This window comes from Paenibacillus taichungensis, from assembly GCF_047302525.1.
Lineage (GTDB): Bacteria > Bacillota > Bacilli > Paenibacillales > Paenibacillaceae > Paenibacillus > Paenibacillus taichungensis_B.
In genome coordinates this window covers 4,982,194-4,995,765 of record NZ_CP168020.1, presented here as the reverse complement: position 1 = coordinate 4,995,765, position 13,572 = coordinate 4,982,194, and the positions used below count along the sequence as shown (strand labels likewise).

10 protein-coding genes are annotated in these 13,572 nt (G+C 47.3%); all 10 read left to right on the top strand.

The genetic code is table 11. The annotated features are described in order from the left end of the window. Positions 1-77: 77 nt before the first annotated feature. The 10 genes from ACDJ58_RS22350 (at position 78) to ACDJ58_RS22305 (ending at position 13,545) form a co-directional block, all read left to right on the top strand. Complete coding sequence (locus ACDJ58_RS22350) at positions 78-1,910, top strand: cache domain-containing sensor histidine kinase (protein WP_413372990.1); 1,833 nt, start codon at positions 78-80, stop codon at positions 1,908-1,910. Beyond that, complete coding sequence (locus tag ACDJ58_RS22345) at positions 1,907-3,466, top strand: response regulator (RefSeq protein ID WP_413372989.1); 1,560 nt, start codon at positions 1,907-1,909, stop codon at positions 3,464-3,466. The genes ACDJ58_RS22350 and ACDJ58_RS22345 overlap by 4 nt, the downstream gene beginning before the upstream one ends. Before the next feature lie 282 nt (positions 3,467-3,748). Further along, positions 3,749-4,654: an ABC transporter permease gene (locus ACDJ58_RS22340; protein ID WP_205524889.1), complete on the top strand. Its 906-nt coding sequence runs from the start codon at positions 3,749-3,751 to the stop codon at positions 4,652-4,654. 24 nt (positions 4,655-4,678) lie between these two features. Next, the gene (locus ACDJ58_RS22335) at positions 4,679-5,635 is read left to right on the top strand and encodes a carbohydrate ABC transporter permease (protein WP_413372987.1); all 957 of its coding nucleotides are present in this window, start codon (positions 4,679-4,681) and stop codon (positions 5,633-5,635) included. 58 nt (positions 5,636-5,693) lie between these two features. Further along, complete coding sequence (locus ACDJ58_RS22330) at positions 5,694-7,193, top strand: ABC transporter substrate-binding protein (RefSeq protein WP_413372986.1); 1,500 nt, start codon at positions 5,694-5,696, stop codon at positions 7,191-7,193. A 99-nt stretch (positions 7,194-7,292) separates the two neighbouring features. Continuing rightward, positions 7,293-9,950, top strand: a complete 2,658-nt coding sequence (locus ACDJ58_RS22325; RefSeq protein WP_413372985.1) for an endo-beta-N-acetylglucosaminidase — start codon at positions 7,293-7,295, stop codon at positions 9,948-9,950. Between the two features lie 324 nt (positions 9,951-10,274). Beyond that, positions 10,275-11,282, top strand: coding sequence for a zinc-dependent alcohol dehydrogenase (locus ACDJ58_RS22320; RefSeq protein ID WP_413372984.1), 1,008 nt, complete (start codon positions 10,275-10,277; stop codon positions 11,280-11,282). A 12-nt stretch (positions 11,283-11,294) separates the two neighbouring features. Continuing rightward, positions 11,295-12,122, top strand: a complete 828-nt coding sequence (locus ACDJ58_RS22315) for a sugar phosphate isomerase/epimerase family protein (protein WP_413372983.1) — start codon at positions 11,295-11,297, stop codon at positions 12,120-12,122. A gap of 36 nt (positions 12,123-12,158) precedes the next feature. After that, on the top strand, positions 12,159-13,043 hold the full coding sequence (locus ACDJ58_RS22310; protein ID WP_413372982.1) for an AraC family transcriptional regulator: 885 nt from the start codon (positions 12,159-12,161) through the stop codon (positions 13,041-13,043). Between the two features lie 70 nt (positions 13,044-13,113). Then, positions 13,114-13,545, top strand: coding sequence for an RrF2 family transcriptional regulator (locus tag ACDJ58_RS22305; RefSeq protein WP_413372981.1), 432 nt, complete (start codon positions 13,114-13,116; stop codon positions 13,543-13,545). The last annotated feature ends 27 nt before the right edge of the window (positions 13,546-13,572 follow it).

Genomic DNA, 13,572 nt, shown 5'->3' with positions numbered 1-13,572 from the left:
GTGCTGGTGATTGTCGAATTTAACCAAACGGTGATACACTGAGTTGGAAATGGGTCTGAGGAGGTGTTCAGGCGCGAATGTCCAGGATACGAACCATGTATAAGAACTACTTGAAGAAAAAAATGTTCAACAAAATCCTACTGTTTTATTCCATGGTTATGGTCTTGTTGTTCATCAGCATCTCAGTGTTGGCCTACCGCTATTATGAGCAGCGAGTGGTACAGGAACAAATGGATGCCAGTTTGCAGGAGCTGGATATTGTCAGTATCAACCTGAATCAGCAGTACGAACGGCTGTATAACGCCGTGCAGCAGATTTATACCGATGCCATGATCGGCGATGATCTGAAATATTTTTTGACTCATGAATACGAGGATTTTCTCAATTGGCGCTTGAATCAATATGCTTACAGCTATCGTACGGAGCGAGGGAACTTTGATTATCAATTACGTCTGCTGTTAAAGGATGAGGCCTCGATTGCAAATGTCGTGCTATACAGCACGGATCAGGATTTCTTCTATGTTCTTAACCGGGAGACCCAGCACTTTTACTATCATCCCAAGCTGTCTGCAGGGCATCAGGACTGGTTCCAGCGGCTGAGGAGTGCACCTTGGCAGTACATGGGCAGCAAACCGCTTTTCGAAGGGAAAATGGCGGATGAGCCTACCCCGTATAGCTACGCGAATGTGCTCAAAGACTCCGTGACATTGAAGCAGTACGGTGCAATTATGTTTGAGCTGAATACAGACCGTATCAAAGGGCTGCTTCGAGACAGACTCGACGGCAAGGACAGTCGGATCATGCTGATGACCGGGGAAGGTGAGGTGATTTTCGATTCGCAGGGCAAGTATGACAACACCGTCTACCCCTACTGGGGGAAGATGAATTTGCCGGAGGATTGGGTGGATCTGGAGGAGCGCTCCAAGGTACAGCTGCTGAATATTGGGAATACAGGAATGGTCGTGGCTTCTATTATTCCGGAGTCGCAAATCAAACAGAGCCTTCAGGCGATTCGTTTCAGCCTCATTGGGATTGTGTTTCTGTGCATCATGGTTAGCATCGCGGTGACGTTCACCATCATCCGCCGTTATTCCAAAAAAATTCACAGACTCGTGCTTTACATGCGTCGCTGGCAGGAGGGTGATCTAAGTAAGCGGATCCAGATGGAGGGAGAAGATGAGCTGCAGCAGATTTCGCAGAGATTTAATCATATGTGTGATCGGCTGGAGTCTTACATAGAAACAGTGTATGTGTCAGAGATCAAGCAAAAGAACGCTCAGCTTGTCGCTTTGCAAGCCCAGATCAATCCCCATTTTCTGTACAATACGCTGGAAAGCATCCGCATGAAAGCCATCAGTCTGGGAGCCAGGGATGTTGGGCAGATGATCTACATTCTCGCCACGATGTTCCGTCATTTGATCAAAAAGCAGACACATGTAACCTTGGCGGAGGAAATAGAGCTGTGCGGTATGTACCTGGCTTTGGTCCAGTATCGGTATGAGGATAAGCTGCACGTGGAGACCCATATCGAGAATGCAGCGGCGGGAAGCATGGTCGTCAAGCTGCTGGTGCAGCCGATTATTGAGAATTACATTGTGCATGGCTTTCGTACGAATGATGATGATAACCGGATCTCCATCACAGCTGAAGAAGAGAACGGCGTGATTCGTATCCGTGTAAAGGATAACGGAAAGGGGATTTCCGCGGAGAGATTGCTTGAACTGCAACATGGGTTGCATAAGGGCGATGAAGCTGCTGAGACATCTGACCGATCTTTGGGTCTTAAGAACGTGAACGACCGCATACGTCTGAATTATGGCAGTGATTATGGTCTGCACCTGAACAGTGTGGATGGCGAAGGGTGTGAGGTGACAATCAGCATTCCAGTTACAAGGGAGGAAACGGGATGAGAAGTGTAATGTTGGTCGATGATGAGCCGCTTATTGTCAAAGGAATGCAAGCTATTATTGATTGGGATCAGAATAACATGCAGATTGCCGGAACGGCCTGCAATGGGTTGGAAGCGCTAGCAATGATGGACGAGGGTCCTGTCGATCTGATTATTACGGATATCATGATGCCGCAAATGACCGGACTTGAACTGATCCGGGAGACTAAAGCGCGCAATCCATATACTAAATTCATTATTTTGAGTGGTTACGAAGAATTCAAATATGTGCGGGAGGGCATCTCGCTGGGGGTCGAGAACTACCTGCTCAAGCCAGTCAATATGGATGAACTGGAAGCGACCATCAAGCATATGCAGCGGGATTGGGAGCACGAAGAGATGCGCCAGATTCAAATGGATCAGAGCTGGAGGATTCTGCGCAACAATATTTTGCAGCGGTGGGCGAATGAGACCATTGACGCCAAAGAATTCCGTGAGCGTGCTCAGCTGCTTGAGATTCCCATGAACAAGTCCACATATTGTGCGGCTTCTCTGCGGATTGTAGGGGATGACAAAGGGGATGATCCTCAGATCTATCTGCCGGGAATTGCTGAGCAGTGCGAGCAGATCGGGAACAAAGGCCTCCCGGATGGCTGCAGTGTTATCTGCTTTCCCGATCAGGAGGGAGACATCATGCTGCTATTCGTTTCAGCCGGTACGGAAGGTAATGATGAATGGCAGATTCAGGCACTCAATAGGATGAAGCAAGCGGTCGCCGAGGACACAGGTGCACGTGTATGGGGGATCATCGGTCAATCCGAGTCGACCTATCTGGGTTTTCCAAAGAGTTGCAAGTCCGTAAAGCTGTGGCTTCAGAATCATTTGTTTATGGATTGTGATACCTTCATCATGCAAGTGGAGAACGAAGAAGCTACCAATCAGCATCAAGAGAAGCCTGGGCCAGCGATGGAGCAGTTCCACAAGCTGCTGCGGGATGGGGAAGGTCCTGAGGTGGATCGGTTCATCGACGAATTCTTCATTGTTGAGGGTAAGGAACTCTGTCTCGCGAGAACACCGTTCTTCAATTCTGCGATCCAGCTTATGCTGGCCGCTAAGGAACTGGAGAAAACCCCTGACTACGGGGACATCTTCGGGCCTCTGTCCAGAATTCATACGCTCAACAAACTGAAACAATTGGTCAGAAAGGTTGTTCATCGCACGCTGGATACATATCATACCGCCGAGAAAACGTACAGCCCGCATATCATGGCTGTGCTGGAGGTGGTGAAAAATCACTATCAGGATGAGCTTTCACTTAAGACGCTCAGTCAAAGGCTGGAGCTTCATCCGAACTACCTCGGCCAATTGTTCCAGCAAGAGGTCGGTACCACTTTTTCTGATTATGTGAACCAGTACCGAATTGAGCGTGCCACTCATTTGCTGTTATATTCGGACAAAAAAACGGCAGAAATAGCGGGCGAGGTGGGCTATTGGGACTCCACATATTTTTATAGACAGTTTAAGAAATATGCTGGCGTTTCTCCTACGGAGCTGCGCTCTATCTACATGAAAAAATAAGCCGGGGCTCCGGCTAAATAAGACACTCCCCACGTGGGGTGTCTTTTTTGTTATGGAATGAATGTCCGATCTTTAATTAATCCATCAATTTATTGGGTTTTTCAACTATCTCAAAATTGGTAGCGCTTGCATAATGGAGGTAGGAGTGAACGAGGAAATCCAAAGCAACAAAAGAGTTTAGGTCCAGTGTTGATTATAGGGGATTAATGCTGGATGCAGCTAAAGCGATAGTGAACGCGATTATAAGGAGGGACAGCCGTGCTGGGCATCTTCAAAAGTCTGATGAAGAACAAGGCGTTTCTTCTGCTGGTACTGCCGGGAGCAGCTTGGTTTATCATTTTTGCCTATTTGCCAATGTTCGGAACGATTATTGCTTTTAAGGACTTCCGGATTCATCCGGGCGGATTTCTTGAAAGCGTTCTAAAAAGCGAATGGGTCGGGTTCAAAAACTTTGAGTTTCTGTTCTCCACCAGTGACGCCTATATCATCACACGTAATACGATTCTGTATAACCTGGGGCTGATCTTTCTCGGGTTGGTGCTCGCGGTGACGCTTGCGATCATCATGAACGAACTGTTGAACAAACGGCTGGCGAAGATTTACCAGACCGCGATGTTTATGCCTTATTTCCTGTCATGGGTTATTATCAGTTATTTCGTCTTCTCGTTTCTGAGTGTTGAAAAAGGTGTATTCAACCAGATCATTACCTATTTCGGTGGAGATCCGGTTAGTTGGTACAGTGAGACAGGGTATTGGCCGTATTTTCTCATTCTGCTCGGCCTGTGGAAAGGTGCAGGTTATGGCAGTGTAGTGTATCTGGCAGCAATCGCAGGTATCGATCGTTCTTATTATGAGGCAGCGATGATCGACGGTGCCACCAAGTGGAAACAGATCAGGTACATTACACTGCCACTGCTCAGGCCGCTAATGATCATCCTCACCATTCTGGCGATCGGCGGGATCTTCCGTTCCGACTTTGGACTATTCTATCAGGTTCCGCGGGACTCTGGTGCGCTGTATCCGGTCACCAATGTCATCGACACGTTTGTATACCGCGGCTTGACCATTATGGGTGATACAGGAATGAGTACAGCTACAGGATTGTATCAATCGGTTGTCGGTTTGATTCTTGTCCTGCTGGCAAACTATGCTGTGCGTAAAATTGAAAAGGATTATGCCGTATTTTAGGTTTGCGGCAAGGGGGTGCTGTCCATGAGTAATTTAAGCGAACCGGTAAAGCGGGCATCTGCCCATGCGAAGAGGACCAGAAAGAAATCGAGAGATCTGAATGCCATTTCGCCATTATCCAATGTGATTTTTAATATAGCTATCGGTCTGTTTGCCTTATCATGTATCTTTCCGTTTCTGTTCATCGTTATCATCTCATTTACCGATGAGAAGGCGCTGGCGATCAATGGATTTAAGTTATTCCCTGAAGTCTGGACGCTGGATGCCTACCGATTCCTTATGGAATCCGGGCAGCAGATGGCCCAATCGTTTGGGGTTACCTTAACGGTGACGGTTGTCGGAACCGCGCTAACACTGTATTTGGTCACCACGTATGCGTATGCCATCTCGCGCAAAAATTTTGCACAGCGTCGGTTTTTCAGCTTTTTGGCCTTCTTCACCATGCTATTTTCCGGCGGTCTCGTTCCCAGTTACATTGTGGTTACGCAGGTGCTGCACTTGCGGGATTCGATATGGGCGCTGATCCTGCCGTCGATCATGAATGCTTTTTACATTATCGTCATGCGTACATTTTTCACGACCACCGTGCCGGATGCGGTTATTGAGTCGGCCAAAATCGACGGAGCTACTGAATTCGGTATCTATACGCGCATCGTACTGCCGATTTCGTTGCCGGGCATTGCGACTATTGGATTGTTCAGTACGTTAGGATTCTGGAATGACTGGTTCAATGCGCTGCTCTATATCGACAATGCGAATTTGATTCCGCTCCAGACATTGCTGATTCGAATACAGAACAATATGGATTTTGTTGTGCAAAACAGCAGCCGGGTCGTTTCCTACGACATTGCCTCGACACTGCCAACGGAGACCGTCCGCATGGCGATGGTTGTCCTGGCTACACTACCGGTTGCGCTGGCGTATCCGTTTTTCCAAAAGTATTTTATACAAGGCCTGACCATTGGTTCGGTTAAAGAATAAGTCTGGTTGTGCCTGCCCTCAAAGGGCAGTAACAATAACATTGATAAGGGGGATACACATGAAGACAAGAAAAATCGCTCTGCTCATGGTTACTTTATTGCTTGCTTTTTCTACTGTTCTAGCAGGCTGCGGTGGCAGTAATACCAATGATACAAGCGGGAATGCGGCATCCGGGGGAGAATCCGGCGATAAGGACACAGTGAAGCTCAAGGTATATCTGATTGGTGGTCCACAGCGCGATCTGCCAATGGTACAGGAAGAAATGAACAAATACTTAATGGAGAAAATAAATACAACCGTCGACATCACGATGATTGACTGGGGTGATTATTCCAAACGTATGCCAGTCATTACCGCTTCGGGCGAAAATTATGATATCGCTTTCACCTCTTCCTGGGCTTATGACTATCTGCCAAATGCCACTAGAGGAGCATTCCTGCCAATCAATGATCTGTTGGATAAATATGGTCAAGACATTAAAGAGCAGCTTGATCCACGGTTCCTTACCGGATCGCAGATCGGTGGCCAAAACTATGCCGTGCCAGTTAACAAAGAGTTGGCTTCGCAATGGGTATGGCGCTTCAACAAGCAGTACGTTGATAAATACAACATGGACATCACCAAGATTCGCACATTAGAGGATCTGGAGCCTTACCTGCAGCAAATTAAGGACAATGAACCAGCCGACATTACTCCGCTGGCTGTTCCGAAGGGCTTTAAGCCTTATCTGGCGTTCGACTTCCTGCTGGGTGACGAATTCCCGGTTGGCATCAACATGAATGGTGACACCAGTAAATACGTTAATGTGCTGGAATCCGAAGAGCTGAAAAGCTCGTTGAAAACCATCCGTAAATACTATCAGGCTGGTTATCTGCGCAAGGATGTAGCAACACTGGAAGGCATCGACAACATCAAGACAGGCAAATGGTTTGTTGACCGTGAACAGACACAGCCGTACGCCGAACTGGGATGGTCCAGAAGTGCGGGCTATGATATCGTGACTACACCGATGCAGGATCCGGTTATTTTCACTGGCTCGGCAACAGGCGCTATGCATGCAATCTCGGCGAACTCCAAGAACCCGGAACGTGCCATGATGTTCCTGAACTTGCTGAATACCGATCCATATCTGCGTAACCTGATCAACTACGGCATTGAAGGAACACATTACAATAAGATTTCAGATAATGTCATTGAGGATCTGCCAGCGATGAAGGACGGATTCCAGATGCCTGGTTTTGCCCTGGGTAACCTGTTCTTGACTTACATGCACAAGGAAGATCCAGCCGATAAGTGGGAAGCGTTCAAGGAATTCAACAATTCCGCGAAAGTTGCTCCAAGCTTTGGCTTCAACTTCAATCCAGATCCGGTGAAGACGGAAGTCGCTTCCATCTCCGCCATCGTGAAGGAATTCTACCCATCCATCATGACGGGGGCTGTTGACCCGGATGAGCATCTGCCGAAAGCGATCGAAAAGTTGAAAGCGGCAGGTCTGGATAAAGTGATTGCAGAAGCACAAAAGCAGTACGACGAATGGAAAGCTGCAAATCAAAAATAACCTGAATTATAAAGTAGACATGGAAACGTCTGTCCGGTTTGACGGGCGTTTCTTTTTTTACCCTGATTGGATTGCCAAAAATGGATTGGAGGGTATGGCATGAAAAAGCTTGGTGCGAGTCTCCTATTTGTAATATTGGTATGCGCTGTTCTTTCCTCAGCGGCCTTGGCGAAGCAACCTTATTCATCTTATTGGCTGCCTGAACAATTGCTTAACTGGAATCCAGCTTCCGACCCGGATGCGGCCTTTAACCGGAGCACCATTCCGCTCCAGAGTCGATTCACAGGAGAGGCAGTTAACCCGAACGCAACGAAAGATCCCAAAGTCATGGCCTTGTCTGCGTTGAATCAGGGAACCAGCGGCGTTCCATCACAGGGCTCGGATACATTTTCTGCAAATACGTTCTCTTACTGGCAGTATGTCGACAAGCTCGTATATTGGGGTGGCTCGGCGGGAGAAGGCATTATTGTGCCGCCAAGTGCCGACACGATTGATGCGGCACACCGGAACGGAGTGCCAATCATGGGCACAGTGTTCTTCCCGCCATCCGTATACGGAGGCAAATATGAGTGGGTGAAGCAAATGCTTCAGCAGAACAGCGACGGCTCCTTCCCGGCTGCGGATAAACTGATTGAGGTGGCGGAGTACTACGGTTTTGACGGCTGGTTTATCAACCAGGAGACCGAGGGAGGAACAGCCACTGACGCACAGTTAATGAAGACATTCCTCCGTTATCTTCAGGATCATAAGCCCGCGGGTATGGAGATCATCTGGTATGATTCCATGACGAAGGAAGGCAATATTTCCTGGCAAAATGCGCTGACGGACCGGAATGCGATGTTCCTGCAGGATAACGGGAACAAGGTATCAGACAGCATGTTCCTGAATTTCTGGTGGAATGATCTTGGTAGTTCTGCGGCCAAAGCCAAAAGCCTGGGCAGATCGCCATTCGAACTGTTCGCAGGTATCGATGTCGAAGCTAAAGGATACGATACCGGTCTGAAATGGAATCTGCTGTTTCCTGAGGGGAAACCGGCGGTGACTTCCCTCGGCATTTACCGGCCGGATTGGTCGTTCAACAGCGCGGACAGCATGACCGATTTCTTTGCCCGTGAAAATAAGTTCTGGGTAGGGCAGAACGGAAATCCGGCCAATACGGCGACAAGCCAGGCCTGGAAAGGGATTGCGAACAATGTGGTTGAATCATCACCTGTGGACCAACTTCCATTTACGACCAACTTCAACACGGGCAGTGGCGAGAAATTCTATGTTGATGGCACGCAGGTGCGGGAGACCGGATGGAATAACCGTAGTTTGCAGGATGTGCTTCCGACATGGCGCTGGTTAGCAGAAAGTAAGGGTAAAGCACTTACGCCGTCCCTGGATTGGTCGGATGCCTACTATGGGGGCAGTTCCCTTAAGGTAGCGGGTACGCTAAGTTCGGCAAATGCCACCCATCTGAAGCTGTATCAAACCGATCTGAAGATTGAGCCAGCTACCAAGCTGTCGATCACGTACAAAACGCAGAACAAGCCAAGCATGAAGGTTGGCCTGGCTTTTGCAGACCGTCCTGATCAGTTCGTCTTTTTGGATGTAAAAGACAAAAAGGCATTGGGTTGGACGACGGACATCTTGAATCTGACGCCTTACAAAGGAAAGCGGATTGTGGCATTGTCTTTGTATTTTGACAGCAAGGAAATCATATCGGATTATGACATCCATATTGGTCAGATATCCATTCAGAACAATGCTAATCCAGTGAAGCCACTTGAAGCAGTTCAAGCATTGAATGTCATCCAATCCGATTTCCGCGGGGGTATTTACGGTGATGCCAGATTGCAGTGGAAAGCGTTGGACGAGGAAGTTCAACAATATGAGATTTACCGTGTACTGCCCGACGGCAAAGAGACTTGGGTGGGTGCGACCACGAATAACGTCTTCTATGTGCCTGAGATGAAGAGAATCAACGCTGAGCAGGCGACTGTACTGAAAGTCGTGGCAGTGAATGCAAAATATGAGCGCGGCCAAGCTGCCAGCGTGACCATCCAGTGGCCAGCGTATCCGAAGCCGGAAGCAGGATTCAAGGCCGATGCAACGCTGATCACACCGGGTCAGCAGGTGCATTTCACTGATCTCTCTTCCGAGGTGACGGAAGGCTGGTCGTGGACTTTTGAGAATGGCAGCCCGGCTGTCAGCACGGAGCAAAATCCAGTGGTAACGTATGACAAGGAAGGCACGTACAATGTGACGCTTACAGCTACCAACAGCTCGGGGCAGGATACGGTAACGAAGCAAGCTTTGATCACCGTAAGTAAGGGTGCTTCCGGGATCAAAAATGTCGCACTTGGCAAAACGGCCACTGCCGACCATGCCTGCGGACCTGCTGAAGGTGCGGGAAAGGCAATTGATGGCAATGTGACGGACAACAGCAAGTGGTGCGCTCTGGGTAACCAGCCGCATTGGCTGCAAGTTGATCTTGGCAAAGAACATCAGATCAGTGGTTTTGTCATCAAACATGCGGAGAGTGGTGGGGAGTGGGCAGGTTTTAATACGAGCGACTATTCGATCCAGGTCAGTGCTGATGGCGTGAATTGGTCAGATGTAGTTCATGTACAGGGGAATACCGCAGCCGAAACCTCGGATGCAATTGCACTGGTCAAGGCTCGTTATGTGAAGCTGAATGTGCTGAAACCTACGCAGGGCGGCGATACGGCAGCCCGAATCTATGAGTTTGAGGTTCGTGGGTTGCAGCCGTAGTTGGCGGTTGAGAAGTGACAAGTGTAGCTGTGAAATTAGCAAAAAAGGAACCATGCGGCCAATCCGGTTTCAATAACGGCTGGCTATCCCTGAAGAGCCGGTCGTCTAACCGATGTACCGTATTGCATCAGACTACGGCTGAATATGATTGAATTTGAGGCTCACAGATCATTGGATCTTGTGAGTCTTTTTACGTTTATGCTGGATTCGCTTGCAAAGGTTTTAAAATCGTTGTTTTAGATAAAAAATCGGTTTTGCAATCAAAGACAATGTTAATGAAAAGTCTTATATTGTAGTTAAAAAGATAAGAAAGGAGTGAAGGTGATGAAGAATAGAAAGATCATGTTTGCTCGTCCGCTGCAAGTGGAGACGGTAGAAGAGGACTTTATTTTGCCACCCCTAGGGGAGAAGGAAGTATTGGTAAAATTGATCTATTCCCTCATCAGTCCAGGAACGGAGCTGGCCATGTTATCGGGAAAAGAAGAGTGGGCCAAGCTTCCCGTATGTCCGGGGTATGCGAGTGTAAGTGAAGTGATCGAGGTGGGACAGGGTGTACACCATGTTCAGCCCGGCGACGCTGTGTTCCATTATGGTCAACATGCTGAATATCAAGTGGTATCCACAGATCATGTTTTCATCAAGGTACCTGAGCACTTGGATTTGAAGTGGGTTCCCTTCACCCGTATGGCAACCGTGGCATTCACCTCAGTTCGTGTATCCAATATTGAACTTGGGGACGTTGTTGGCGTGACGGGGCTTGGATTGGTAGGGAATTTGGCTGCTCAATTGGCACGCCTTCAAGGTGCAACTGTGATTGGCGTGGACCTGTCACCGGAACGAATTCGAACTGCCCAGACATGTGGGGTTGACTATACGCTCCATGGCGGAGAAGATAAAGTAAAAGAAAAGATACATGCTATAACGAGTGGAGCAGGTGTATCCACTCATATTGAGGCGACGGGTGTACCCAGTGTAGGTGTTCAAAGTCTGGAGTGGATCGGGAAGCTGGGAGAGATTATTTTCCTGGGCAGTCCACGAGGCGAATATAACACGGATGTCACCGATATATTGAACTACTGCCACCTGTATGGACGAGGCTGCATTACGTTTAAGGGGGCACATGAATGGCGCTTCCCGGTTGAGCCGAACGAATTCGTTAAGCATTCCCTGGTGAGAAATTCGAACATTGTATTTGAACTGATGTTAAAGAACAAGCTGCATATCGAACCATTGATCAGTCATGTGATGAAGCCCGATCAAGCGCAAGAAGCATACGAGGGCCTGAGATTGAATAAAGACCAGTATAACGGTGTACTGTTTGACTGGTCCTAGGAGGAGATTGGGATGATTAGAGGGTTAACAAGAGCAGGCTTAGGGAACATCGAGTCCAATGAACAATATATTACGAATGCTGCAACATACAGATTTCAGTCTGTAGATTTGAATCCGCTCTCATTCATTGAAGAGGTTGGCAAGGAACAGGCCAAACATCTGTTAGAAAGCAATCAGGTGATCATCGGTTCATCCGATCTGACCATAGACTGGAGAACCACAGATGAACAGTTTCGTGAAGGACTTCAATCGCTGGTTCAAATGGCAGAGGCCTCCACTTCGTTGAACTGTTATAGCTGTTGTACCTATATTTTACCTTCCACAGACCAGCCAGCAGCATCGTTTATGGCGGCAGCTACCAAACGATTGAGATTGTGTGCAGATATTCTGGACGCATATGGAATTCGACTGGGCCTGGAGTTTGTGGGTTGTCATCATCTGCGCACTCAATGGAAGAATCCATTCATTTGGAGTGTGGAGGATACGCTTGACTGGATCGAAACAATTCATGCTAGGAATGTTGGTTTATTGGTGGATTCCTATCATTGGCATACGAATGGATTAAAGATCGAAGAGGTGTTGGATCTTAAGAAGGAACAGATTGTCCATGTTCATATTAATGATGCTTATGATCTGCCCATTGAAGAATTGCTGGATCATGAGCGCTTATATCCTGGCGAGGGAGTAATCGATCTGCAGGGGTTCTTGAAGAATCTGAAGACAATTGGATACACTGGCGTTGTATCTCAAGAGGTGCTGGCACCAACGCCAACCGTCGATTCAAGTGAATTGTTTGCCAAGTCCAAAGCAGGCTTCGATAAAGTGTTTGCGAAAATATAAACCGGATCAGTGAGAAGGCAGTTGGGAGGAATACATGTGTATGAGGCATGGATGAATAGCATTTCGCCATTCGTAAGAGCGGCAAGAGTGACGGAATCATTTTCTTTGGCAGGGGAATGGATAGACCACGATCATGTGTATACATACATCGAACAAGGGGAAGCAGAGTTCTTCTTGAGTGGTGTGAAATACCTGGTCAAAGAAGGCGACATTGTGCTGATGCATCCATTCATGTCTCATATCATTCGGTCCACCTCCACGCAGCCATTGATTCAGTATATTTTTCATTTTGATCTGTATTATGAGGAAGAGCGTAGTTTATTGAAGAATACGAGTGCAACTCATAGTGTAAGACCTGATCTGGCAGATAGGGAAATGAAGCTGGCTTCCATACGCCCAATCTCTCATTTGCAATTAGCCGATCGAATCGAATGGAAAAAGAGATTTGCGCTTATGCATAAGGAGTTTCAGGAGCAGCGGGGAGGATCTTCGTTAATCACGAAATCCATATGTTTGGAGTTGCTGCATCTGTTTATCAAAAATCAATCCGAAGATCAAGACCAAGAGGGGAACATGACCAAGGGGTGGGCATTCATTGAAAAGTCGATTCGTTATATTCATGAATGCTACGCCGACCCTCAATTAAATAATGTTGCCATCAGTAGACATGTCGGTGTATCGACGAACCATTTATCTCATTTGTTCAAAAGCAAGCTGGGGATTACCCTTCACAAATATGTGACACATATCAGAATAGAGCAGTCCCAGAAAAGAATTATAGAAGGAAAACATAATTTAACCCGAATTGCCGAGGAGGTTGGCTTTTCGAGTATTCATCTGTTCAGTCGGTCTTTCAAGGCTGCTGTAGGTATCACTCCCAGTAAATATGCAGCGATGAAATCGAGGGTGGAGTGGGAATAGGCTGATAGTTGCTAACTAAACATAAAAGATATATAGTATATTCAGAAAAGAAATAGTTAGGATGAATGCCATGGCATACTCTACAGCCTTATCACAGGGAATTTCCATTCTGCTCTACGTTCACGCATACACCGAGAAAAACTGTCATAACTATCTATCGACCAAAGTGATATCGGAGCAGCTAAATATTCCGGTACCTACGACGGTAAAAGTCATTCGAAATCTGAATAACGCCAAACTGACGATGGCAAAAGAAGGTGCCAAGGGCGGCATATTACTTGCTCAGCCTTTATCGGAAATCACAATGTTGGATGTATTCCTGGCGGTTGAACCTGGCAAAGACTTGTTTAAAATTCATACCGATGTAACACTCCAGGGACAAGACGTGGATGACGTGAAACAAAAGGTCATTCATCATCTTGAAGGTGCGGAGATCGCAATGCAGAATTATTTAAAAGACATACGGTTAACCGATCTGTTTCATGAAGAAAAAAAGGGTTAACCTCTTTTTTTGGATTTAACTAGACAT

Excerpts from the sequence above, each read along its gene's own strand:
- ACDJ58_RS22335 (WP_413372987.1), top strand. The coding sequence starts at position 4,679 with ATGAGTAATTTAAGCGAACCGGTAAAGCGGGCATCTGCCCATGCGAAG.
- ACDJ58_RS22350 (WP_413372990.1), top strand. The coding sequence starts at position 78 with ATGTCCAGGATACGAACCATGTATAAGAACTACTTGAAGAAAAAAATG.
- ACDJ58_RS22305 (WP_413372981.1), top strand. The coding sequence starts at position 13,114 with ATGGCATACTCTACAGCCTTATCACAGGGAATTTCCATTCTGCTCTAC.
- ACDJ58_RS22325 (WP_413372985.1), top strand. The coding sequence starts at position 7,293 with ATGAAAAAGCTTGGTGCGAGTCTCCTATTTGTAATATTGGTATGCGCT.
- ACDJ58_RS22320 (WP_413372984.1), top strand. The coding sequence starts at position 10,275 with ATGAAGAATAGAAAGATCATGTTTGCTCGTCCGCTGCAAGTGGAGACG.
- ACDJ58_RS22340 (WP_205524889.1), top strand. The coding sequence starts at position 3,749 with ATGAAGAACAAGGCGTTTCTTCTGCTGGTACTGCCGGGAGCAGCTTGG.
- ACDJ58_RS22345 (WP_413372989.1), top strand. The coding sequence starts at position 1,907 with ATGAGAAGTGTAATGTTGGTCGATGATGAGCCGCTTATTGTCAAAGGA.
- ACDJ58_RS22315 (WP_413372983.1), top strand. The coding sequence starts at position 11,295 with ATGATTAGAGGGTTAACAAGAGCAGGCTTAGGGAACATCGAGTCCAAT.
- ACDJ58_RS22330 (WP_413372986.1), top strand. The coding sequence starts at position 5,694 with ATGAAGACAAGAAAAATCGCTCTGCTCATGGTTACTTTATTGCTTGCT.